Source organism: Pedobacter alluvionis (assembly GCF_003664035.1).
Lineage (GTDB): Bacteria > Bacteroidota > Bacteroidia > Sphingobacteriales > Sphingobacteriaceae > Pedobacter > Pedobacter alluvionis.
In genome coordinates this window covers 179,321-203,714 of the sequence record NZ_RCCK01000016.1, presented here as the reverse complement: position 1 = coordinate 203,714, position 24,394 = coordinate 179,321, and the positions used below count along the sequence as shown (strand labels likewise).

The 24,394-nt window shown below is 42.9% G+C and carries 25 protein-coding genes; 13 read left to right on the top strand and 12 right to left on the bottom strand.

What is annotated here, in order from left to right; genetic code table 11:
* The first annotated feature begins 11 nt into the window (after positions 1-11).
* The 3 genes from BCL90_RS24795 to BCL90_RS24785 are packed head-to-tail and all read left to right on the top strand — an operon-like array spanning position 12 to position 3,622.
* On the top strand, positions 12-1,484 hold the full coding sequence (locus BCL90_RS24795) for a SusD/RagB family nutrient-binding outer membrane lipoprotein (protein ID WP_121287987.1): 1,473 nt from the start codon (positions 12-14) through the stop codon (positions 1,482-1,484).
* A gap of 24 nt (positions 1,485-1,508) precedes the next feature.
* Positions 1,509-2,801, top strand: a complete 1,293-nt coding sequence (locus BCL90_RS24790; protein WP_121287986.1) for a purple acid phosphatase family protein — start codon at positions 1,509-1,511, stop codon at positions 2,799-2,801.
* Positions 2,798-3,622 (top strand): glycerophosphodiester phosphodiesterase family protein, encoded by an 825-nt coding sequence (locus tag BCL90_RS24785; RefSeq protein WP_121287985.1) that lies wholly within the window; start codon positions 2,798-2,800, stop codon positions 3,620-3,622. The genes BCL90_RS24790 and BCL90_RS24785 overlap by 4 nt, the downstream gene beginning before the upstream one ends.
* Positions 3,623-3,751: 129 nt before the next feature.
* On the opposite strand, the gene BCL90_RS24780 is transcribed toward BCL90_RS24785, so the two are convergent.
* The 9 genes from BCL90_RS24780 to BCL90_RS24735 form a co-directional block, all read right to left on the bottom strand.
* Positions 3,752-4,414, bottom strand: coding sequence for a hypothetical protein (locus BCL90_RS24780; RefSeq protein ID WP_121287984.1), 663 nt, complete (start codon positions 4,412-4,414; stop codon positions 3,752-3,754).
* 66 nt (positions 4,415-4,480) lie between these two features.
* Positions 4,481-5,068, bottom strand: coding sequence for a Crp/Fnr family transcriptional regulator (locus BCL90_RS24775; protein ID WP_121287983.1), 588 nt, complete (start codon positions 5,066-5,068; stop codon positions 4,481-4,483).
* 145 nt (positions 5,069-5,213) lie between these two features.
* Positions 5,214-5,699 carry a hypothetical protein gene (locus BCL90_RS24770; protein ID WP_134380768.1) on the bottom strand — a complete coding sequence of 162 codons (486 nt, stop codon included), beginning with the start codon at positions 5,697-5,699 and terminating at the stop codon, positions 5,214-5,216.
* Positions 5,686-6,249, bottom strand: coding sequence for a C40 family peptidase (locus BCL90_RS24765; protein ID WP_244095141.1), 564 nt, complete (start codon positions 6,247-6,249; stop codon positions 5,686-5,688). The genes BCL90_RS24770 and BCL90_RS24765 overlap by 14 nt, the downstream gene beginning before the upstream one ends.
* The gene (locus BCL90_RS24760) at positions 6,168-6,542 is read right to left on the bottom strand and encodes a hypothetical protein (protein WP_121287980.1); all 375 of its coding nucleotides are present in this window, start codon (positions 6,540-6,542) and stop codon (positions 6,168-6,170) included. Before BCL90_RS24760 ends, BCL90_RS24765 begins: the two co-directional genes overlap by 82 nt.
* A 63-nt stretch (positions 6,543-6,605) precedes the next feature.
* A complete protein-coding gene (locus BCL90_RS24755; RefSeq protein ID WP_121287979.1) occupies positions 6,606-7,244 on the bottom strand; it encodes a DUF6266 family protein in 639 nt (212 codons plus the stop codon).
* A gap of 377 nt (positions 7,245-7,621) precedes the next feature.
* Complete coding sequence (locus BCL90_RS24750) at positions 7,622-7,864, bottom strand: hypothetical protein (protein ID WP_121287978.1); 243 nt, start codon at positions 7,862-7,864, stop codon at positions 7,622-7,624.
* A 6-nt stretch (positions 7,865-7,870) separates the two neighbouring features.
* The gene (locus BCL90_RS24745) at positions 7,871-8,893 is read right to left on the bottom strand and encodes an LLM class flavin-dependent oxidoreductase (protein ID WP_121288017.1); all 1,023 of its coding nucleotides are present in this window, start codon (positions 8,891-8,893) and stop codon (positions 7,871-7,873) included.
* A 743-nt stretch (positions 8,894-9,636) separates the two neighbouring features.
* A complete protein-coding gene (locus tag BCL90_RS24735) occupies positions 9,637-10,095 on the bottom strand; it encodes a PA2169 family four-helix-bundle protein (RefSeq protein WP_121287976.1) in 459 nt (152 codons plus the stop codon).
* A gap of 101 nt (positions 10,096-10,196) precedes the next feature.
* Between BCL90_RS24735 and BCL90_RS24730 the strand changes: the two genes are divergently transcribed.
* Positions 10,197-10,685 carry a DUF4385 family protein gene (locus tag BCL90_RS24730; RefSeq protein WP_121287975.1) on the top strand — a complete coding sequence of 163 codons (489 nt, stop codon included), beginning with the start codon at positions 10,197-10,199 and terminating at the stop codon, positions 10,683-10,685.
* A gap of 17 nt (positions 10,686-10,702) precedes the next feature.
* Here the strand turns inward: BCL90_RS24730 and BCL90_RS25965 are convergent, their stop codons facing one another.
* Complete coding sequence (locus tag BCL90_RS25965) at positions 10,703-10,861, bottom strand: hypothetical protein (RefSeq protein ID WP_166792272.1); 159 nt, start codon at positions 10,859-10,861, stop codon at positions 10,703-10,705.
* 27 nt (positions 10,862-10,888) lie between these two features.
* A complete protein-coding gene (locus tag BCL90_RS24725; protein WP_244095142.1) occupies positions 10,889-11,578 on the bottom strand; it encodes a DUF421 domain-containing protein in 690 nt (229 codons plus the stop codon).
* A 962-nt stretch (positions 11,579-12,540) separates the two neighbouring features.
* Here BCL90_RS24725 and BCL90_RS24720 point away from each other — a divergent pair.
* The 5 genes from BCL90_RS24720 to BCL90_RS24700 all read left to right on the top strand — a co-directional run bounded on the left by BCL90_RS24720 (position 12,541) and on the right by BCL90_RS24700 (position 19,024).
* Positions 12,541-13,128 (top strand): RNA polymerase sigma factor, encoded by a 588-nt coding sequence (locus BCL90_RS24720; protein ID WP_121287974.1) that lies wholly within the window; start codon positions 12,541-12,543, stop codon positions 13,126-13,128.
* A 178-nt stretch (positions 13,129-13,306) separates the two neighbouring features.
* Positions 13,307-14,317 carry a FecR family protein gene (locus tag BCL90_RS24715; protein ID WP_121287973.1) on the top strand — a complete coding sequence of 337 codons (1,011 nt, stop codon included), beginning with the start codon at positions 13,307-13,309 and terminating at the stop codon, positions 14,315-14,317.
* Between the two features lie 174 nt (positions 14,318-14,491).
* Positions 14,492-17,836, top strand: coding sequence for a TonB-dependent receptor domain-containing protein (locus tag BCL90_RS24710; protein ID WP_121287972.1), 3,345 nt, complete (start codon positions 14,492-14,494; stop codon positions 17,834-17,836).
* Positions 17,837-17,846: 10 nt separating this feature from the next.
* Complete coding sequence (locus BCL90_RS24705; protein ID WP_121287971.1) at positions 17,847-18,671, top strand: hypothetical protein; 825 nt, start codon at positions 17,847-17,849, stop codon at positions 18,669-18,671.
* A gap of 29 nt (positions 18,672-18,700) precedes the next feature.
* The gene (locus tag BCL90_RS24700; RefSeq protein WP_121287970.1) at positions 18,701-19,024 is read left to right on the top strand and encodes a hypothetical protein; all 324 of its coding nucleotides are present in this window, start codon (positions 18,701-18,703) and stop codon (positions 19,022-19,024) included.
* Positions 19,025-19,224: 200 nt separating this feature from the next.
* Here BCL90_RS24700 and BCL90_RS25860 read toward each other — a convergent pair whose 3' ends face one another.
* A complete protein-coding gene (locus BCL90_RS25860) occupies positions 19,225-19,386 on the bottom strand; it encodes a hypothetical protein (RefSeq protein ID WP_166792273.1) in 162 nt (53 codons plus the stop codon).
* A gap of 570 nt (positions 19,387-19,956) precedes the next feature.
* On the opposite strand from BCL90_RS25860, the gene BCL90_RS24695 reads away from it, so the two are divergent.
* From BCL90_RS24695 to BCL90_RS24680, 4 genes are all read left to right on the top strand, one after another.
* Positions 19,957-20,235: a hypothetical protein gene (locus BCL90_RS24695; protein WP_121287969.1), complete on the top strand. Its 279-nt coding sequence runs from the start codon at positions 19,957-19,959 to the stop codon at positions 20,233-20,235.
* A 1-nt stretch (position 20,236) separates the two neighbouring features.
* Positions 20,237-20,431 carry a hypothetical protein gene (locus tag BCL90_RS24690; protein ID WP_121287968.1) on the top strand — a complete coding sequence of 65 codons (195 nt, stop codon included), beginning with the start codon at positions 20,237-20,239 and terminating at the stop codon, positions 20,429-20,431.
* 604 nt (positions 20,432-21,035) lie between these two features.
* The gene (locus tag BCL90_RS24685; protein ID WP_121287967.1) at positions 21,036-21,479 is read left to right on the top strand and encodes a hypothetical protein; all 444 of its coding nucleotides are present in this window, start codon (positions 21,036-21,038) and stop codon (positions 21,477-21,479) included.
* 7 nt (positions 21,480-21,486) lie between these two features.
* Complete coding sequence (locus BCL90_RS24680) at positions 21,487-23,721, top strand: trypsin-like peptidase domain-containing protein (protein WP_121287966.1); 2,235 nt, start codon at positions 21,487-21,489, stop codon at positions 23,719-23,721.
* The last annotated feature ends 673 nt before the right edge of the window (positions 23,722-24,394 follow it).

Here is a 24,394-nt window from a genome sequence, read left to right as displayed (position 1 = left end):
CCTGTACAAAAATGAAATTCAAATATACCACACTGCTTTTCGTGCTGCTTGCCCTGATTACAAGCTGTACTAAAGATTTTGAAGAAATAAATACCAATCCCAATGCACCTGAAACGACCAATACCGAGTTTTTACTCTCGGATGTATTGGTTTCTACCGCTTATGCCTACCAGGAAAATGCGGTTAACAGAAGACCGGCTTCGGCAGCGCGCTACCTTACCCTGGTGCGAAATACCGGTTACGATCTGTTAGACTGGGGTCCGGTTGACTGGGATGATATTTATGCCCGCTTAACAGTAAATAAAACCTTTATGGAAACGGCACAGAAACGTTCCGAGAACCAGTATGTTGCCATCGGTAAAATCATGAAGGCTTTTAACTTTGGCTACCTTACCGATTTATATGGCGATATCCCCTATTCGCAGGCCTTAAAATCGAAAGAGGCCAACCTCATCTACCCTGAATACGATCAGCAACAGGCCATCTATCCTGATTTGTTGAAAGAATTAAGGGAAGCGAACGAGCTATTGAAAGGCAACAGTCAGGAAATAAATGCCAAAGGCGATGTACTTTTTAAAGGCAAAACCCTTGCCTGGCGAAAATTTGCCAACACGTTGCGCCTGCGGATGTTGCTGCGCATCTCGAAAAACTATACACCAGCCTTTACCGAGATGCAGGAAATTGTGAACGATAAAACAGCATATCCTATCTTCGAAAGCAGTGCAGACAATGCCGAAATGGCCTATTTAGGCAATATTGCCGCCTATAGCTGGCCTGGTGGACCTTTGGCGATGATCGATTTCGATTACCAGAAAACCAAAGTAAGCAAAGAACTGGTAGACAAGCTGATCCAAAGGACCGACCCAAGACTTGGTGTCTGGGTAGAACCGGTAAAAAGCACCACAGGTGCTACGGTAGATCTGAACCGATATGTGGGCGTACCCAATGCCATCGATGCGCCATCAGCCTATAACGGTGGCGAAGATCATGTTTCCGTTTTCTCTTCTGCTTTTTTCCGGAAAAACGGAGGCACTGCTAACACCTTGTTAAAAGCCAGCCTCATCACGTATACCGAGCAGTGTTTTATTTTAGCAGAAGCCGTGCAAAAAGGAAAACTTACCGTACCCGGCGAAACAGCAGAATCGCTGTACTATAAAGGCATCAGGGAATCGATGAGCAGTTATGCCATAACCGCCCCACAAACTTACTATGAGCAGCAATTGGTGAAATATAATGCTACGCTTGAACAGTTAATTACCCAGAAATGGCTGGCTATGTTATTCAAAGGTGCAGAAGGGTGGTTTGATCAGCGCCGCACCGGCTACCCTGCTTTTGTTACCGGTCCGCTTGCGGCCGGAAGAGGCATACCAAAACGCTATACCTATCCTGATTCGGAAAGCGCAAAAAACCGCGTCAATTATCAAAAAGCGGTTGCTGTTTTCGGTGCTGATAATCAGTACACCTTAATGTGGTCCCTTAAATAAATTAAATTCTTAATCATTACAACAATGAAATTATATATCAAAGCACTTTTTCTATTTACACTCTCTTTTTTAGCTGTTGGGGCTAAAACTCATGCCCAGGATTTTAAACCCGGGCATTTTCCCGACCGCGTAATTTTAACCTGGGCCGCAGATCCTGCTACCAGCCAAACGGTTAACTGGCGCACCGATACCACGATTAAAGCTTCAAAAGCACAAATCAAGGCTGAAGATTCCAATCCGGCACTCGAACAATCCATTACCAGCTATGAGGCCACTTCTACCCTGCTGGGAAGCGGAAATAATTACGAAATCGCCAAATACCACCATGTTACTTTTACCAACCTCAAACCGGAAACGGTTTATGCCTACCGTGTGGGGTCGGGCGAGCATTGGAGCGAGTGGTTCCAGTTTACCACGGCATCAGTTAACCATAAGCCATTTTCTTTCATTTACCTGGGCGATGCACAGAACGATATCCGTTCAAAATGGTCGCGGGTAATCCGTAAGGCATTTTCACACCAGCCCGATGCCAGGTTTATTATCCATGCCGGCGACCTGATTAACCGTTCCAATAACGACCAGGAATGGGGCGAATGGCATTATGGAGGAGGTTTCATCAATGGTATGATTCCCAGCCTTCCCGCTCCCGGAAACCACGAATATGTACGGGATGACAAAAGAAAACTGGTACTCGATCCACATTGGGGCGTACAGTACACGTTTGCCGGCAACGGACCAAAGGGATTGGAAGAATCGGTTTATTATGTAGATTACCAGGATATGCGCATCATTTCACTGGATTCGCAAATGATTATATTAGACGAAAATTCGGCCAAAGCGGAATATGAGTGGCTCGAAAAAGTGCTGAAAGAGAATAAAAAATTGTGGACCGTAATCACCTTTCACCACCCTATTTTCTCTACGGCGAAAAGCAGAGACAATAAAGAATTCAGGGAACGTTTTAAACCCTTGTTTGACCAATACCATGTCGATCTGGTGTTACAGGGGCACGACCATACCTATAGCCGCGGACAAAACCTGCCAAGAGGACTATCGGGACGGGAAGTAAACGGACCGGTTTACCTGGTTTCGGTTGCAGGCCCTAAAATGTACCAGGTAGATGGTGCAAAATGGATGGATGTCTCTTTAGAAAATACGCAGCTTTTCCAGGTGATCCATGTTGATGGAGCCAACCTTAAATTTGAGGCTTATAAAACTTCGGGCGAACTTTTTGATGCTTTTTCGTTAAAAAAAGCAGGCCGTGACCATGCGGCAGCATTTACAGATCTGAACCCTGCAAAAAACACTAAACCATGAGCATTAAAGCAGGCCTGTCATTCACCATCATGTTATTGAGCAGTTTCTGGATCACCGTAGCTGCACAACAGGCGCTACGGCCATTGCCTAAAAGCAAAAATGCTTTTATTGTGATTGCCCACCGGGGAAGCCACTTAATCAAGCCCGAAAATACAATCGCTTCCATTGAGGATGCCATTGCTATAGGGGCCGACTATGTGGAACTGGACCTGCGGACAACAAAAGACGGGCAACTGGTACTCTTGCATAATGAAGGGGTAGACCAGGTGAGCAATGGCCAGGGTTTAATAAAAGACCTTGATTTTGAGGAGGTAAAAAAACTTGTACTCAAAGGCAAAGACGGCAGTTTACATCAAATAGCCGGTTTTGATGAAGCCCTGAAAGCCTGCAAAAACAAAATCAATATTTATTTAGATTTTAAATCGGCCGATCCGGAAAAAGCCTACCGCGCCATTAAAAAAGAAAACATGGAGCACCAGGTGCTGGTGTATGTAGGGAACAGCCATGATTATACTTCGTGGCGAAAAACTGCAGCCCAGATGCCATTGATAGCCAGTTTAGCACAGTCGGTTACCACAAAGGAAGCGCTGATGGAGGTCTTCGCAAAAGCACCCCTGGAGGTAATTGATCGTGTTCCGGCCGAAGATCTGCTGCCCCTGTTAAAAAGAATGGGGATCAGTATTTTCGCTGATGTGCAAAACGCTACTGAAAGCCCTGAAAATTGGGACAAAGCGATAAAACCCGGCGTTCAGGGATTACAAACTGATCATCCGGAAGCACTGATCAAATACCTTAAAGCGAAGAAAATAAGGCCGAACTAATCAGCATTAAACGGCTCCCTGTTCTGTACAAAAGGGAGCCGTTTTGATCGCTATGCAAAAAACAAATCAATACTGACGGGCTTTGACAGGTATTCCAGCTATCAAGCCAGCGTATGCAAAATGCCTTTATTATACCCTTTCCAATCTGTTCAACTTAAACAAACGATAAATGGCATAAATCCCGGGTATCATTGGCAATATTGCCGTCCACATGCCCGGAAAATAATAAGTTCCGGTAGCACCAAGGTAATAATTGCGCATATTGGCAATCAATGTTCCATCGATGGTTGCACTAAGTGGATTCAATGCCGTTGCGTTCAATTCCGGCTTAATCAGCGGAAAGATAAAATGTGTAAACTCCGCTACACCAGGGCCTATAAAAATAAACCAGGCCACAAAACCAGCAATCGGAACCCGATGATACAAACCGAGGGCCGTAAGGGTATAAATGGTAGGACCAACCAGTGCAAAAACCATCAGGAAACTTTTTTCAGTCCATGGAATGTCAAACAGCCTGCTCATTGCAGGGGCAAAACCTGTTAAATATTCTTCTATAATGTGGATTTGAAGACCGGACACGGTTAACAGAAAAAGTGGTAAAATAATTTTTGGGTCTACCGGTTTTTGAAGATAGGTAAAATACCAGCATACTAGTCCGATTAATGCAGATCCACCCACAATAATAACGGGAGGTAATCCGATAGCTAAATACCCCATTACCGGTGCAATAACCGTAAACACAACTGCAATCATCAGGCTTAACTTTTGCGAAATAGCGAATTTTGTTTTCATCACATTAAATTAATGCACCAAAATTAGCCCGTCTGCCCCGTCGAAAATTTATCAAATGATAAAAAACTACCTTCCTGCCCTGATTCTGCTTAAAGAAACCTGGGTGATTCCTAAATAAGCGGCCAGGTCGCCCAGACTGATCCTTTGTACCAGATCCGGATTTTCTTTGATGAAGTTTGCGTAACGCACCGAGGCTTGCTCCTCTAAGATCTCCCCAATCCTCCACATCATGTTAACCGATGCCGTGGCAAGCAGTTTACTAAAAAAGGTTTCCATGGAATGAAAACGTGCCCGCAAATCATCCAACGCTGTTCGCGAGATACGCGTAACCACGGTATTTTCCAGTGCCTGGATCTGGTAAGCAGATGCTTGCCGGCTAAGATAGCTGTCAAGAACAGTAAACATCGCTCCTTCCGCAAAGAAACGCATAATAAAAGTACGGTCCTTACTTTCAAAACCAGTTTTAACCAATCCGTTATTGATAAAGTAGACATATCTGCATACACTTCCCTGTTCCAGTATTGCTTCCCCTTTTTTAAATGAAACCGTTTCTAACTGCTGCGCCAGTACAGTGGCTACCTCAGTTCGCAAATTGTTAAGGCTGTTTACAAAGTCGATAAAACCTTGTTTATACTCGTTATGTGCTGTCTCCATTTTACTTATTTAACTAAAATAAATTTAATGTATTCAGGGTAAACATCTGTGCTAAACTACATAATTTACGCTTAAAGGTTCTGTCAACAGCATAAACCAGCAATTAATGCTCCCCTAAATTGTTTAAAGGGAGCATTTTTACAATTCAGGCGAAGCGCCATTTTCTTATTAGCCAGTAAACCAGGCCAAGTGCCACTGCCAGCCCTATCCACCAAACGGCCGAAGCTGGCCTTCTGCTTTTATCAATGCGCTGCACCCTGGTTGCTAACTGTGTGCTTTCCAGACTGTGCTTTTGCTGCTGAAGCTGATGGCCTGTTTGTTGTTGCTGGTGCAGGATCTGCTTTCTACCTGCTTTCCCTCGAACCACAACTTTTTCGGCCATGCCCTCGAAACCTTTTTCCGTGCTGTAGAAAAATTTCCCCAATGGTGTAATTTGCACCACATATTCGCTGTTACTGGTATCAAGCAAAACGGTGTTTTTTGTTGCCCAACTTTGCTGATTTGTATTTTCCTCGTTATAGCTGTTCGATTGAAACTCTTGCGTGTGCAGCGTCTTATTGCTTTTTAAACTTCCGCAAGCTGTAATGAGCATACTACAGGCCACCAATAGATTTAACTCAGTTTTCATCATCCGCTCCTTTCTTATTGATCCAATCGGCGAAGTATTTGATGGCTTTTACTGAACGCCGTTTCCGGTACACCCCATCTCCTTCTCTACTGCCTTCCATATTGGTATTTCCTTCTATGGTAATAAGCCAATCGCCCTCCTGTCGCTCCACCAGGCCACAATGGGCAATACGTTTCAGGTTGCTGAAGTAGATGCCGAATACTACTGCAGGGCGTATCTGTTCGGTGCGTTTATCGAATGGAAATAAGGCCGGGCTCCAGGGGCTACGCGGTGCCGCGTAGCCGGCCTGGCTAAAAACCCAGCTTACAAAAGCTGCACACCAGGCACTGCCCTCTTCTACGTCTACATAGTATAGGTATGCGGCTACCCGCGGTCCATCGTTGTGTCCGGAAAGTTCGCGCACACCTACTTCGTTTTTTGCAATGCACAACAGATTTTCTCTATCGGCTAGTTCACTGCTCGGCGTCAGGTTTATACTATTGCGGCCAGGCAGGCTATACCCGCTAAAAAGAGCAAAGCAAACGATGCCCAGAAAAATCTTAACTGTTGCCATGATGTGAGCTGTTTAAATCGTAAAACCATATCTGTTAAATTAAGCAGGCCCAAGCCGAGCCAAAAGCGGTACAAAAGCCACCAGGAAATCTGCATTAGGGCAACATAACACAACAAGCCAAGCAAAATTAGCTGCCAAATACCTGCATCGAGCAGAGCAGCGGTGGGTTCGAAGGTTCTTAATAAATTAGGGAGGGTAAGCCAGCCCAGAATTAAGATGGTGGCCAGCATCAGTTTTTCGAGTAGTTGCCTTTTCGGTGTTAGCGCCGTTAAAGCCAGTTTTAATGTTTTCATATTTTTTCTGTTAAATAGCCCAAACCCGCAATACTGCATGGTTTGGGCGGGTGATGAATTAAACTAAGGAATGGTATAGGTACCCAGGTATTGGCTGTTTGCCACGGCCATGGCATCGCGTTTCACTGCAAAAGCCCATCCGTGAAAAACATCACCACTAAAGCCGGCGCCAATTACCGCGGTGTAAGTAAGTGCGGCGCGCTGCGCATCTTCGTACACCAGGTACATGCTTTTGGTAGCGTTAAAAAGCACTACGGTAAGCGAATCATCAGTAAAAGAATTGTAACGGTTTAAAATGCTCTGCCAGTTCAGTACCAGATCTGCCCCTTGCAGGCTTGCATTAAGGCCATGAAAAACCGAGAGCGAACCTCTGCTCATCACCACCTGCGAAAAATCGATTGCAAAATCAGGGTAGCTGCCTCCAACCGCCTGGTTTAAGAAGATTTTTACTGCTGCATTGTAACCTGTAATCTTGTTCAGCTGTTTATCTTTAAAGCCAATGTTTAAAATGTCTTTAATAGGGCTCAGGTAGAGCGCGGCGAGCGCAAATTTAGCACGCTGGGCCAGTTGGGGTTCGGTACTGGGTTTGCTGCTTTTTTTTGGTAAGCCCCTCAGGTAATCGATGCTGCGCCAGTTGCTGCCAATTACACTACCTACTTTGCCAGAGAATGCGCCATTTGCGCCTTTTGAATAAGTTGCCATAATTTTTGTTTTTTATTGAAAAAATGTTTGTATCAAAGGATTTCTGTTTATACCGGTATGTTTAAATCCATGCTCAAACCTAGCGGCCTGGCGGCATTATCACCTCATTTTGAGCTAAAATGAGCTAAATTGAGCCAAATCCTGGCGTTTTTGAGCCGTAATGGACCATCGGATTACTGCCAGGCGGTGCAAAAAACGGGGCGCCGGTGGCAGGCTGCTTAAGGGCAGCAGCACCATAAACAGTGGTGCCGTTTAGCCAAGCCAAAGCCTGGCTTTACCTTTTAGGTAACCAAAAGGTAAAGAATAGGTAACCATGGGGTAACCCTGGGGTTAACCTGGTACGAAGAAAGGGTAAACAACAGGTAAAGAAGGGGTAATCAGATACGGCCTTTTCGCTGGCTCTCCAGGTAGGCGGCCAGCAGATCTTTCAGGTAAAAACGATCGCCACCCGGTAGTTTTACAGGCTTTAACGTGCCATCATCAAAGCGAAAGATTGCAGTAGGGAATAAAAACAAGAAAGCGGGAAAAACCAAAGGCTCTTCCCGCTCATCTAAATTAACGCTCTCTGAATATAAACGCCATTGCCGGCAATTTGTTTTGTGCGATTTAAAAAAAACCAAACTAACCTATCTCCATCCAAGTCCCGGTGCAACGTGCTCCAGAATGGCAGATAACACATGGATATTGTAATCTACGCCCAAGGTATTTGGAATGGTCAACAGCACCGTATCCGCTTCCTGTATCGCCTCGTCGGCAGCCAGCTCCTTTATCAGCTGATCGGGTTCAGCGGCATATCCCCTACCGAAAACCGCCCTTTGGGTTGGCTCGATATAGCCAAAACTATCCGCCCCTTTTCCCTGCTGCCCGAAATAATACCGGTCCTGATCGTTCATCAGCGCAAATATTGAACGGCTGACAGAAACCCTTGGCTCGCGATCATGTCCCGCTTTTCTCCAGGCTTCCTTGTACAGCCTGATCTGCTCGGCCTGCTGGATACTGAAGGGCTTTCCGCTTTCATCAAACTTCAAAGTAGAACTCTGCAGGTACATTCCGTTCTCTGCCGCCCAAACGGCAGTCGCATTGGAAGCGGCTCCACACCAGATGCGCTCGCGCAGTCCCTCGGAATATGGTTCCAGCCTTAACAGTCCCGGAGGATTGGGAAACATTGGATTTGGATTAGGCCTTGCAAAACCTTCGCCTTTCAGTCTTTCCAGAAACTCCAAAGCCTTTTGCCTTCCCATATCAGCATCGTTCTCCCCATCCTTTGGTGCAAAACCGAAATACCGCCAGCCTTCGATCACCTGCTCGGGCGAACCCCTGCTAATGCCCAGTTGTAACCTGCCACCAGAGATGAGGTCGGCCGCACCAGCATCCTCGACCATATATAAAGGGTTTTCATAGCGCATATCGATAACGCCAGTTCCGATTTCGATCTTAGAAGTCTTTGCGCCAATTGCCGAAAGCAGCGGAAAAGGTGATGCCAATTGCCTTGCAAAATGGTGTACCCTGAAATACGCTCCGTCAAGGCCAATCTCTTCGGCCGCAACAGCAAGATCGATAGATTGCAGCAAAGTATCACCAGCGGTACGCGCCTGATATGAGGGATGTTCTGACCAATGCCCGAACGATAAAAATCCGATTTTCTTCATTTCATTAATTGCTAAATTCAAAGTTACCATTACTCCTATAGCGCAAAGGTCATTGTGTAGTCATAACCTCTACTACCCATTGGCAAACAATAGCCCGGGCTAATTGTTCCAAAATCAGTCATGTCAAGAAGAAAACAGATACGGTCAAAAGAGCAGTTTGCTGCTGCGCTCGAACTGGAAAGAGCGGGCGATAATGCTGCCGCATTAAAACTTTACCGGAAATCTGCAATAACAGATCCTGCCAATTCCCACGCGTGGAACAGACAGATGGTGCTTTTGCGCAAAGCTAAATCAAAAGAAGATGAGGTCAGGCTCATCAAACTGGCCATAGCCGAATACCGGCAATCGCATGAAACCAAACAACAAGATTGGCTGAAAGAAAACCAGGCCAAGGCAGACAGCACCCGGGAACTGGCCCATGTACTCGGTCTTTTGGAACCAACAGGCCTTCCAAAAAGCGACGACACCATCATCGAGAAATGGCAGACCAGGCTGTACCTGCTTGAATACCGCATCAAAAATGCACGAAAGAAGAAAACGTCGTTGAAAAAGCCTATACGCAAATCGCCAAAAAGTGCAGCTCCTGCACCTAAAAAGCTTAAGCAAACGCCGCTACTAAAGCCAGGCTGGCAAATAAGAAAGCGGGAAAAACCAAAGGCCTTTCCCGCTTATAGATTATCGCTCACAAATAATTTAACGCATAGCTATTACAGCTATTTTATCCCCGCAAAAAAAAACAAAAACTACTTGTCCGAATATTTCTGCTCCAGAACCTCGATCTCCTTTAAGGCTTCGGCAATACCGTTGCGCTGGGTGGTCAATAAATTTAAATGGTCAGAATGGAGTTCATTGTCCTTTATGACCATGTCATACTTTTCTAGTGCTGCCTTTTCACCTGTCACGACTGCACTTAACAAAGCGGTCTCGCTTTTATCGGTCAGCGCTTCCTTGATATCGATCCAGGTTCTATGGATCGCTCCCAATATTCCACCCTCCTGGTTATCCGAATCCCCGCCATGTTTTTCCAGATGTGCCTTCAGCTCGTTTTCATACAAGGCACGTTCTGCAACATATTTCAAAAATACTGCTTTTAGCTCCACATTATCGGTGGATTCTGCTGCTGAACTATATCCTTCTTTTCCATCGTTGATGATGGATACCAGACCCTTTAGGTCCGAAATGATCTCTTGATTGTTTTCCATGGTGAATTATTTTACTAAAAAACAGCAACCAACCCTATAAGGTTTTAGCAAAATCCCACAGGCAATAAAAACATAACAATAAGCCGACATGTTGCTTAGCTATGCCAGCAGAAAGAAAACCATCCTACCTTAATTTTGATAGCGAAAAATACCCATGGAAGCAGGACATTGATTATAAAGACAATCCAGAAAAATACAGGGTTGGAAAGGGCGAACAGGGTGTTCTGATTTGCGAGCCCTATAAATCTGAGATCGGCCAATTCTGGAGGTTCAGGACACCAGAGGTTGCAAAAGAAAGTAGTAAAAAGATATTTGAAATGTTCAGTAATTACATCAGGGCAAATGATTTCGTGGGGGCGGACATGGCAAGGAAATACCTGCAGATGGGCTACACCCGCGCCAGGCGGTATGCCAATTACAAAGGCGGAAAGAAATACGACAAGGACAAAGATTATAAGCTACTGGAACGCGGCACCGGATCGGCAGAAAAAGCACAATCCGCTGAAATTTTCTATTCCACCTACAAACTGGCAGAGGCCCACCCGATCTATAAATTGCTGAAGGCAGACTGGAAAAAACGGCTGGGATAGCAAAGCACCCTAACAAGTTATAAACCAATGAAAAACTTAAAGCATTTGTCCTGCATACCTGCACTAAAAGCCTCCAACACAACGACCTTTACCTGGGTAAATGCGATTGTTATTTTAGCCGGAGGCACAATCAGCGTGGAAAGTGAGGTTGGAAAAGGCTCGATATTCAAGATCATCCGAAGCCAATTTGTCGTTGAGCACCGCTATTTTATACGCTTATCATCCATCGCGGCCACCCATTCTTCTCTGTTACAACGACTGCAAGCCTGCTGGCTCCTTAAGTGCAGCACTTCTGCACAGTGTGTGCATGCATAAAGTCCGGCATTAGCTATAACTTTAGATTTCTTGTTGTATATTTTTGGGTAGATGGGCAATCCTGGTTTTACCTCTTCATCATCAAAAAAAAGAAAACTCACCTGACCGTTAGTTTCAAGTAAAGCAGCCCTCACCTGACCAACATGCTCAATCCCCTTTACCCGCATTTCAGCAAAAAACTCATCTTGAGCAAAGTTGGCATCCCCTTCTTCATTCATTGTAAACTTGCCATCTTCAACAATATACATGGGTACACCTTCGAGTATATTCTCAATTTTTTGATATTTCGCAGCAAAAAAAGTAATGATCCTGTAAACCAGTAAAATCACAAAGAAAACCAATACAGATGGAATAATAGCGGATTCACCGCTTAGCATAGGGTCGCCTGCGGCGCTGCCAAGTGCAATAATAATGGCCACCTCAAAGATACTGAGCTGCCTCACTCCTTTTTTACCCGTAGACCGCAGGAATATCAGTACCAGGGCAAACATAATAATGGTGCGCATGCCAATTTCTACCGCGATGGTAAAATCAAGATCGTTTAGAAATATGTTTTTCCAGTCTAATGACGCCATCATAATCGCTTAATTTTTAGGTTAGATCTATCATATTTGATCATTTTTTAACGTTGGAGTGCTTTGTAAGATATGATTTTTATCATTATATTATTGAATGTGAGATTTAATGGCCATTAAGCTCATATCAGTATACAACCAGATTGTTATTCTTTCTTCCTCTTAACATGAAAATAGCAGGAAAGGTTTAGGCAATGTTGTTTAAGAGATTTTGGATTTGGAAAAAACTCCTTTAAATGAAGCTAGCTGTCGGATAATATATTACGCCAGCGGACAAGCAACGGATACTTCAGGTGTACCGACTTCATCATCTCCAAGCATAATTTATCCTTGTTAGAAGAAAACCGCTTGATCAACTTTTACGCATAGTATAATTTACGGGGTGAGAGTCCTACATCTGGTGAAAGCCTGAGAGAGCGTTAATTTAGATTGGGGGTAACCATTAATTTGGTTATCCATTTTTTTTTGGAACCAAAATCGGCCTATCTCACAAATCCCAATGTCATTAATTTAAGGTTTTAACCACAAATGCACACAGATAAACACGGATTTTTATATCTGTGCGCATCCTTTATAAAAAATCATCTGCGGCGAAATATCAACTCACCAACAACTATTAGAATCAAAGGAACGCTGTTTGGGACCTGCCCCCGAGCGCAAAATCACTTACCGAAAGTTCAATTATATTGGGCATAAGATGTATTTAAACGGTAATGTTACCAGGAGTAAATTTATAAAGCTTTTTTAGCGAGCCTTTCTGAAAAAACTTCCATTTTATTTTCATCGAAGCTGGAGAATGTAGTGTGGTTCGTTATCAACGTTATGGCAAACTAAAATTCAATATAAGAAAATTGGATGAATATCTGAAAGTATAAACTTCGATTGAGCTAACGATTGGTTAACATACATTTAATGCATGGTTATTGCAGGGTGCTGTACTTTTGAAGCTGTTAAGCAGGTCATAAATGTTTTCAAAACCCAAAAGTGAGTACGAGTTAATTTCCGGGTGGAGAAACGGCAACGAAAAGGCTTTTGACCAATTGTTTAAGTTTCATTTTTATAAGCTCAATCAGTTTGCCCTTCGTCATACCGGCGACCCGGAACTGTCCGAGGAGCTGGTAATGGATATCATGCTCAAAGTATGGCAAAAAAGAGATAAGCTTGAACAGGAACAGGCTTCTTTAGCACCATTTCTGTTCCATACCCTGAAAGCGGCAATCATTGATAACTACCGGAAAAAAAGAGTAGCCCTTATCCATATTGAAGAGATCAAAGAGGAGCCTAAACATTCTGCACAATCTGACGACAACCTTCTTGCCACAGAGTTAAGCGACTTATACCAGACCAGCTTGCGTTATTTAAGCCCAAAAAAAAGATTGGTATTGGAAATGAGAAAGGAACAAGGCATGAGCTATAAGATGATAGCAACTGAGCTTAATATTTCCGTAAAAACTGTCGACTCTTATCTAAGTGAAGCAGTGTTGCACGTAAAAGAGTATCTTAGAAAACATACTGATATTGCTCTTTTAATCATTATTCTCTTCATTCTATAAGATTCCGTATTTGTAAACTAACTGCCAGCTTCGCTTGCAAGCCTAATACATTATAGCTAATTTTTAAATTGATAATCAAGCAATTATAGCTTTTTTTAATAAAAAGTTGTTTTAAGCACCCGGAATTTCTCCCTTTCTTACGGTATACCTAATAGAAGCGCTTTTATAAAGCTGTAATATGGAAGAATCAATAGACAGGAAGTTACTGGTAAGGTTTATGCAAGGCAAATGCAATGCAGAAGAATCTATACTCGTAAAAAAATTCTTACTGCAGCCGAAGTGGCAACGGGCATTGGATGAACTGTTGGATGAGGATTTCAAGAATTTTGAGGTTGACCTGCCTGATGAAGAGTTAAGTAATGCCTGGAACAGGCGTTTTCAGGAAAAGTATATTGCTGACCCTGTTCGCCCGCTGTGGCGCCGTCCCTGGCTGGGATATGCCGCCGCCTGCATTGTGATGTTTAGCATAGGCTTATATTTTTTCAATACCAATAAAACAGCTGGGGAAAAACAGGTTGTCGCTGCTATGCTCCAAACGCTGAACCCAAGAGGACAGCGCTCCAGGATCTTGTTGCCAGACAGTTCTGTTGTGTATTTAGGTGCAGAAAGCCGCATCAGGTATCCGGAAAAATTTGGCTTGGGTAACCGGGAAGTTTCTTTGACGGGTGAAGCATTTTTCGAGATTACCAAAGATCGCGCGCATCCTTTCATCATTCATACAGGCGAAGTGCAGACCAAAGTTTTGGGAACCTCCTTCAAGGTTGACGCATTTGAGGGGAAAAACCTAAGCGTATCAGTAGCCACAGGAAAAGTGCAGGTATCCAAAAAAATAGCCGGTACTGATTCCTTACAATCCCTGGCGGTTCTTGTACCAGGACAAGTGGTAAAATGGAACGTAAAAACCCAAACAGCAGCAGTTGACATCGTAGATGCAGAGGGCGTACGGGATTGGAAGGACGGAACAATGACCTTTGTCGCCGCTTCAGTTAGCGACATTGCCGAAAATCTGGAACGCTGGTATAACGTGAAAATCAATTTCGAAGACAGGAAGACCGCGAATTACCATGTATCCCTGATCGTAAAAGGCACCGATCCGCTAACCCATACACTCGACATTATTTGCAATACCACACACCTGCACTATAAAATCAAGGGTCACACAGTTAACATAACGAAAAAAGGAGGATGATGATTTAGACCTTGACCATACCCATAAAAAAACCGCTCCCAAAATGGGAGCGGTCATTCTTTTCTCCCTTAGCTACAGTTTTCGAAGACCCTTTGCTAATGGGGAAATGCTGCCGACCAGGTCGGCGGCGTGATTAAAATCATTTATAAAAAACAACTCTAACATTTCAAAAATATGCAAAATGTAGTACAACTACGTCCTTATATACTATTTATTATTATGCGGTGTTCTTTCATCATATTAGCCATACAGTTAACCTTTTCAGGGATTTTGCTGGCATCCGACGTAAAGAGCCAGAACCTGGATCAGGTTAAAGTAAACCTGTCGCTAAATAAAGCGACCATACAGGAGAGTCTTCTGACTCTTCAGCGCAAAAGCGGTATTCGTATCTCTTTTTTTGATGAATTGTTACAGAAAGAAGCAAAAAAAATAACACTGAATAGTAGCAATATTACCGCCGGGGATGCACTTAGAAAGATACTTTCAGGCACAAAATTAAATTACCGCCTGGTAAAGGACTTTATCATTATTGATGCGAAACCAATTCCTGCCAAACCCGGCCGTGTTTCCGGCAAGATCACAGATGACAAAGGCCAGGCCGTGCCGGGCGCATCGGTACGGGTGATAGAAACAGGCAGCGGCGCAATGTCAGCTGTTGATGGCACCTACGTATTAAACCTGCCGCCGGGCACTTACACGCTTGAATTCAGCTTCATATCTTTCCAAACCCAAAGGGTTACCGGTGTTGTGGTAACAGAAGACAAAAGCACGCCGCTGGATATCGCACTAAAAACAGATACAAAGGGACTAAAAGACGTGGTGATTACCTCCGGCTACAAAAAGGCTTCTGTTGCGGGTTTATATGCGCAGCAAAAGAACACCTCCAATCTTTCAGACGGCATCTCTGGCGATCAGATCAGTGCCACGCCCGATAAACATGTGGGTGAAACCCTGAAACGAATCACAGGTGTATCTACCAACGAAAACAGGAAGGTGGTTATACGTGGTATTGCCGAGCGTTATAACGTATCGCTGCTAAACGGAAGTACGCTGCCAAGTACAGATGTGCAGGAGCGCGACTTTGAGTTCAACCTTATCCCTACCAGCCTGGTAGAAAACATAGTGGTGGCTAAGTCTATCACCGCGGATATGCCATATGGCTTTGCCGGAGGTTTGGTTCAGATCACCACCAAATCAGTTCCTGAAAGCAATTTCCTGTCAGTAAGCGCGGGCACCTCTTTTAACAGCCGCACCACGGGGAAAGAATTTTTGGGTTATGGTCGCGGAAAATATGATTACCTGGGTTTTGACGACGGTACACGGGATCACTTTCCGAAGGACCTCCTGAACCTGGTAGGTAAGTTCGACCCCACCAGAAGCGATGAGCAGAATGAGATAAAAGCCGCTCAGGTTGGCGAGCAGAATAAACGTATCGGCGGAACAGAGCGGTTAGGAGCGCGGCGTTTTGACGCGTTACCTTCGCAAAATTACCAGTTAAGCCTGGGCCGCACTTACGCGCTAAGCAGTACAAAAGAGCGAAGGCTCGGTTTTGTGGCCTCGCTGAGTTACCGGAATACGCAAACCAATGATTACGTTCCCAACATGCGCCGGGGCGACTGGTCGCATGAGCCTACGCGCGGCGATGATCCTACGGATGTAAATACCGGGAATATATATGGGTTTAACACCACGTTAGGGTTATTGCTGAACGGTGGTTTTAAGACTGAGAAGCACCAGATCAACACCTATAACCTATATACACGCATATTTGACAATCGGTTTAGCCGTTATACCGGATGGACTTTTGAAAATCCGAAAAACGATCAGGACATGAAATATGGGGGGATACTGGAAGATGACCGGCCTAAATTTACAGATTTGCTGCAAAACAAGGTAAGTGGCACCCATCAACTTAATTCAGTTAAAATTGAATGGGGTTTAGCCAGAACCACCTTAAAATCTGCAGAACGCGACGCGATCTCGGCCTCGATGGGCGCAAGAGAAATTGGAAACACGGTATTGTACGTGTATCAGCCGGGTACTGTAAGTGATCCTGGTGCCGGCCCGTTACACCGCGATGAATATCTTTACAGGGAAAATAACCTTGAGGCTGTGGTAAGCGCTGCCTATGATTTTAAGCTGGGCAAAACCAGCCATACCTTTAAAACCGGTGCTAATTATTTAAAGAAGCATGCGTTTTATGACTGGCAGGTGCTTCCTATAGTAAAGGGAACAAACTCCACCGTTCCCATTGAATTGATCCCTATTCAGGACTGGGGCAACTATATGAGCATGGAGAACCCCGAGAACAGTTTGTTTTACTTTAAGCAAGATTATACTTCAAATAAATTTGAGGCTAAGAGCGTAAACACTGGTACATTTGCCATGTTAGATCACAAATTGCTGCCGGGACTTAGGCTGGTTTGGGGTATAAGGGCCGAATATTTCAAGCTGGATACCTTGATCAACTCTGCCAGTAAACTGGCCGATAAAAACAGCAGGATATTTTTTGCAGAAGACAAGGACTGGTATTTTCTGCCTTCGGCGAACATTACTTACTCCCCATTAAAAGACCTGAACCTCCGTGCATCCTATGCTAAGGCAGCCGTTCGTCCGGGGCTGATGGAAAATTCGAGATTCTCGCGTTTCAATCCAAACTACGGATCGGTTGTTAGGAGCAATGGTGTTAGCAGTACCATTATTGATAATTACGATGCCAAGATAGAGCTGTTTCCCGGTGCGGGCGAACTCTTGTCGGTAGCCTATTTCTATAAGTATTTTGACAAACCGGCAGAATATTACAGATTAGATAATGAAAATAACGGAAGGGGTTACATCTCCATTGCCAATTCTGACTGGGCAAAGGTAAGGGGCTGGGAATTTGAATTTCGTAAAAGCTTAGGGTTTGTTTATGACCGCCTTCCTTTTCTTAAGGATGTATATATCAGCGGTAACCTCACTCTTCAAAAATCAGAGGTAAGGGCACGTGAGGTCCAGTATGAAACTACTCCTGCCGGTGTCGATACGATGTACTACAAATACCTGAAGTATCCACGCGCCTTGTATGGGCAGGTTCCATTGTTATATAACGCCGGGATACGATATTCGGGCAAAAAATTGGGTTTGAATCTCACCTATAACCATGCCGGCTACAAAACATTTATTACCGGAATAGAGCCTGCTTATGTTGAGTATGAAAGGCCACGCTCACAAATGGACGCGCAGATTAGCTATAAATTTTTGAAGGGGAAGATAGAAACCAAGTTGAATATCAGTAATTTGCTGGATGCTCCTTTCCGTTATTTTATCAATGACCCAACTACCTATGAACAAAAGCCAGGCACAGAGAACGGCTTAGGGCTGGAATGGAATGACAAGTACGCGTATAAATTTGGTTTCACGGAAAAATTTGAAGAGGGCTATGTTGATCCGATTACGAACAGACGGGTTGGCGACAGGGAAACTTCTACCCGCTATGTAGGCCGTACGTTCAGTTTCTCTATTACGTATAATTTCTAATTTATTAATCATGATCAAAACATATAAAATATTTCTGGCAGTTATCCTGACTATATTCCTGTTCAGCTCCTGCGAAAAGGACGGAACTAATATCATACCGAAGATAAAAGCTATTAATAACGAATTTAGTATAAGCGGATTTGTACTGGGAGATACGATTGAACAGTATTTTGACGGAGTTAAAATGCGTGACTATTACGGAAAAGTGAGGATGACTACAAGCCAGCAGAACCAGCTTGCGTTTGAGAAGGATGAAATCAACATGGAATTGAAAAGCAAAAGCACCGGAAAGGTCCTTTATCAGCAAAAATTCAACATCAACGACAAGCAAAATATCGTTCCGGGTTTTTATTATGATGGTATAACGTTCCGCAAGGGATATCAATACCCGGATCCGCAGGGAGATGACTATACAGCTAATTTTTATGTAGATAAAAAAGGCGGTTCTGCACCTGTAGACATCAATATAGAGGTGCTCGAATACTATTATGATGCTACCAAGCCCGATCCGCTCATCGTGGTAAATACCACTGTCATCCCAATAGTAGAGAATGTTAAGCCTGGAGAATGGACTCCTTACGTAAAAGTTCAAGTACCTATGGTAACCCAACAGCAAAGTGGAACAGAATTGTATCCGATAGTAGTAGTAAGGGATTCTAAAACCAAAGACTATTATGTCAATAAAAGCAGGGACTACAGTACAATTAATATGGAAATACCATACTTTGGTGTTTCGCCTGGCAAAGTACAGAGCATAAATTTAAACAAGATAATAGGGGCCGATAAAAATTTCTTTCTACAGTCTTATGATCTCGTACAGATTTTTCCACGATAATGACGGTTAGCAAATTAATCATTTAAAAAATGCATGGAATTAGTAAAAGCCGGCATGAGCATTTAAAAGCTGCCTTGCTGCAAATGGAAGGATTATTAAGCGAGCGGCAAAAGGAATGTGGTTGTTTACAGCAGGCGATTGATTACAACCGGGAGCTGGAAATCATGTACCGGACCTATGAGCGGCTGCTAAGTGAGCTCGCCGGGCAGATTACCGCTTATGAAATTTTCCATAACCAGGTTAAGGTGCAATTCCTGGCCAAAAAGCTCAAAGAGCTAAAAAAAGAGATTTCGGTTCAAAAGCCGGCTTTCCCGATGCTGATCGAAAATATTCAGTTGGCTTACGAAACTTAGGCGACCAATTCCATAAATTTAAAGGGCAGCGCATTAGCGCATGCCCTTTAATGATTTCCTATAGATAACCCTGGACCAAAACAGAAATATTCCACGACAGATTTTTTATTATATCCTTTTTTTCAAGCATAACGGTCAGATCAATCTGGTTTGAGTTCAGCCTATGGCACAGTTCGATCCAAATTTTCTCTGTCTTATTATTAATAAGAAACTGCTTGTATTTGTATGGCATTTGGATCATACATATCTTCGGCATACGCCGGTTTTTCTTTATTAATCAGTTCACTGGCTGCATTTGGTAAACCTGCTCGATAAATCTGCACACCACCACGTTTTTCAATATCCTTTGTATAATGGTCCACAACAAAGGTATCTTCAAACGCATTCCCGGATGGAAAAATCGTGGTATGAAAATATTTCCGCTTACTTTTTGAGCCAGGCTATTGCTATGGAAAAAGTTTTTTTCTTCCTGTTGATATCCTCGGAAGATTTGTAACCTTCAGGTGATTTTAAATACTAAAAACTAATTCAAGACGATGAAAACAATCTGCCTGATTAACTTCCTATCCTCGGCTTTTGTAATAGCCTGTAACTTTGAAATTTCTGACATTCCTATTTAATGGCATGTTTCAAAATGCTTATTTTAATTCATTAGCCGGCCTAAAGCTTATTTTAAAAAGTTTATCTTAACTTTTTGTCTTCAAACCAATTCATTTTTATTGCACACAGGCTCTCTAAAATATAATGATAGCTATAAATTACCGACACCAGTTTTGTCAAAAGTCAAGAAACAACCAATATCTTAAGAGATATCGGCCAGATGACAAATATTTTCCGTAGATTTCAGTAACTTGAACTTAGCACCAGTATCTCTAACTTATAATAAAAGTCGGAAGGTATTTTAGGGTGGGTTTAAATAAATTTCCTTGTCTATGCTGTCACCAAAAACCAAGAGAAATATTGGACGCGTCATTCCTTTCGGCGTATTGTGGTTTATTTTTAGCTTGATTTATTGCAGACTGGAGAAAGGTATTCTGGGACATCTGGATTCCTATCCTGCTACTGGTGTTTCCTATAATTTTGGAAGAAGTATAATCGCGATCCCGACTGCAGGAATGTTCATGGGAATACTTACCGAGACATTCAAAATCCTTTCATCGCCAGCTTTAGCTTTTTTAACTGACTATGTAATGATCGGCATTATGATCTAATATGGGTGCAATAATTGTGATTACCGAATTCTATTCCGAATTTAGCGCCAGTTTGGGCCAGGGCACATTGCGTATTTTTTTTGGGGAACATACCATCACCCTGTGCAGGAAGAAAGGATATTATGTTTCTGGATATAACCTTTTAAAAGGTAGAAGCAAATCAACAGAGTTGTTTTCCATTTCCAGAAAAATTTAATAGACAAATAAGCATTGGACCTGATGTCAACCGCATAAGATAGCTTAAAACCAGTTGCATGCTTTCTTTTCTAAAAAAAAGCTTCATCTGGAATGCCGCTTTTGATCTGTTCAAAGCGAGCATCAAAATCAGTGATACCCTCTGGTTCAACTTGATCTGCGGAAATTCTATTATACCAGGTTTCGATATAGGCCTTTGCTTCAGTTGTGGCCTCTCCTTCCAGCTATTTGTAAATGAGTTTTTTTCTGCGTTTTGGTTTTTCATAGGTATATGGATCTTTTACGTCCTTTGATACTTTGACACAAAGCTTTGTTCAAACTGGTACATGGGTTTGAGAAAAAATGTAGTTTATCTTTCAAGGTAGCCGATTCGCTGGGAAGCATGGGTATTGCAATAGAATTAGCAATCAATTTAGCGATGAGGTAATATAGTTGGCGAGATGGCGAATAAACAATTGGCTTTGTGAGGAAATACATAATCTTGATAACTAAATCTGCCTAATATATAGCAATTGGGAATATTTAACAATAAGTTAATGTCGGATAATTTTTAATATTATATATATCAACTAACTTTAAAATATCAAGCTCTTAACTCATCTCTAGTGAAAAAAACATCTGTCCAATTACTTCTTTCAGCAATATTTTTCCTCATCACCTCCAGCTGTAAAGACAAAGTACCGTTCAAACCACCCCATGATGGTGCGTCAGGCACTGTTATCGCAAAAGAAACCTGTAATACAGATGAAGGCAAAGATTACTGGCTGATTGAAATTTCCTCATCTTCCTCTGTCCAACAACAGTTTGGCGACAAATTAACCCTAAACGGAATCACCTATACAAATGTCATTAAAACAACTGGCCTACCAGAAAGCTTAAAGAAAGTAGGGCAAAAGGTAGGTTTTGATTTTACAATAGCAGGTACAGCTACTTCAACCTCAAACTGTAGCGTAAGTACTCCTGTGGTTATATACAGTCAAAGTAGCGGAACTCATACGCGGAAGCCCAGCTGTCTTTTAACAAATCTCTCTCATTTTTCAAGCAAATAACGCACATATGAGAATACTTTTCAGTGTATTTTTGAGCATCCTGATTTTTTCTGCCAAGGCGCAGATTTTAAGGGTCGCTACCTCGGCTCAAAAAATCAATCGCCAGATCCCTGGCTATTCAGAGCTTAAAACCATTAATACCAAAACCTTCAATTATTCACCGAAGGTTTCAAAGGCTAAAATTCTGACACCGATTGATGGCGATCCAAAAACTGAAATCAATAAGACTGATCATTATGCCGATATCCTTTCTGTAGCCATTGGTATGGCTGATGGCAAGATCAGCTCAAGTTCAGCGGGAAAAGTATGGGCACTCCGCATCAGCATACCCAATGCTTTAAATATCGGTCTGATTTTTAATAGTTTTGACCTTTCTCCGACAGCAGAGATGTATATCTTCAATGATCAAAAAACCATAATGGACAGTTGCATTAAAAAAAATAATTTCACGGTTTCAAACACAATAGGTATTTCACCTTTTGGCGGCAACAATATCACAATCTACATTGTTGAACCTAATAATTCGGGAGATTTTAAAAGCAGTATCTCGATCAATAAAATAGAGGTAGGATTCAAGGAAATAGGCGGTTCCAAAGATGGAACATTGATGCGTGAGGCTTCCACAAACTGTAACCCCACGGTAATGTGCCGGCCCTATATGATGAATTCAGCAAGGGCAGTCGCCAGGTTTTCTTCCAATGGGTTCGCAGGTACCGGTACGTTGATCAACAATGAATATAATAACGGGAAGGCTTACTTTCTAACCGCTTTTCATGTCCTGGACGCTGATGAAAACGATGTATTGGATCCTTCAGAAATCGCTGCACTGTCTGGAGCAAGATTTCTATTTCAGTTCTGGCGCAACAACTGCTTGAGTAGTGTTAATGATCTTGGAATCCAGTTCACCGGTGCAATCCTGAAGGCATCTTCTAAAGAAACCGATGTAGTAGTACTTGAGCTCACTAACCCTCCTGGCGTTGGTGATGGGGTCAACTATGCTGGCTGGAACCGGCAGACCACTGCTCCTGCGGATTACAGTTCTTATATCCTGCATCATCCAAATGGAGAAGACATGCGGATCACAGATACCCGCGATGTAGGAGACTGGTTTTGGGGAAATAAATTCTGGACGGCGCATTATGCTGAGGGAGTCGTATCACCTGGTTCTTCAGGAGCTGGTCTATTTAATCAATATGACCAGGTCGTTGGACAACTGCGTGGGGGATGGAGCAGCTGCGATTTCACTGATTTTGGCGACCGCTACGGCAAATTCAGCTATTCCTGGGGTGATGCTGGACTACAGCCCTTATTATCTCCATCAGGAAACCAAGCGGTAAATCCCCTTATCCTAAGCACAATAATAATGAATGGTGATGAAAATATTGACTATTGCGATAATAACAACCATACGTATTCAGTGCCAAATCTTGTTGGCTGTAGCTATAGCTGGAATGTTCCTAATACCCTCAACTTAATCAGCGGCCAATATACCTCCAGTATTGTCGTCAACAGGAATGCGGCGGTATTACCAGCCTACACCCAGCTTACAGTAACTATTACTGATAGCAAGGGTTATAGTCGGATAGTAAACGTAAGCAAAACTGTCCAGGTTGGTATAGCAAACATCACCCTGGCATCAGGTCCACCTCCCCCGGCCCCCAGATATGTTACTGTCATGTTCAAATATAACAATGTATATCCAGGGAGTTATTTTGATGTGGAAAGCGCGGACGGGAATCCCTTCATCCCCCTGAACACCCTGAATCCTGCAACCAACCTTCAAAATGTACCTGGTGTTTCCTTTGATACCACTTACGGGATGTACCGGACCATTACTGTTCGCTATACCAATACTTGTGGTGTAAGTGCTTGGCAGCATTTTGCAATCAATTTGGATGATTATCCACATTTACCGGCATCTTCTGCTTTTAAGGTTTATCCAAATCCTGTGAGCAGTGAGCTTTCAGTCGAACTGGTTCCAATAAACGAAGATTTAACAACACAGCTCACAGGAACAACATCCACTTTTCAAAACCAAGTAGCTCAGCCACAGGCTAACGCCAAAAGCAATTCCAGATTTTCAGCGGTTTTATATGATATAAGGCGTAAAGTGGTTGCAACAAATCCCTTTGCAAAGGATAAGATCACACTTAATACTACTACTATTCCCAATGGCACTTATTTTCTACATATAACTAAAGATGGAAAAACCAGCAAACAGCAGATTATAGTCAGTCATTAAGAAAAAAGCTCTTTTCTTATGCTGTGGCCACTCCTTCCAGACATTTATCAATTAGTTCTCTTGCGTTTTGGTTTTTCATAGGCATATGGGTCTTTAGACCCTTTGATGATATGACGCAAAGCCTGATTCAAATTGATATGTTGGTTGAAAAACTGTGGTTTATTTAGATAGAGGGATTGCCAGGAAGGATGGGTATTGCTTTGGGGTACCCAATCAAGGCGGAAATGATGTGTGGCAGGGATCAGCCAAAAGAAATCCAAAGAAAAACCTAAGTAAGTCAAAAACAAGAATGTTCGATTGCTTAGTGTCCTAAGCTCAAATTGCCCTAAAGCTTAGGATTTTTCCATGTGCCACAAAATTGCTTTTTTTTTGTAAACTAGTGTTTAATGGATAATTAATGATAAGGGAGTAATTTTAAACCATAGTTAGTAGTGGCTTTATAACTAAAGATTCTTAAATATGCAGATAAGTTCATCAAGGTTAATACTCTGTTTGCTATCGATTTTTTCCATTTGACAGTGAGAAACCAGGTTTCTCATTTTAGTCACCTCACTAAGTTTTGCGAACTGGTCTCTAGTGATTATGCCTTTACCGGCAAGCAGTCTGATTACTGACGAAAATGGCACGGACCGAGGGTCTTCCCTATCCTTAACGCTAGCACCAAATTTTCGGC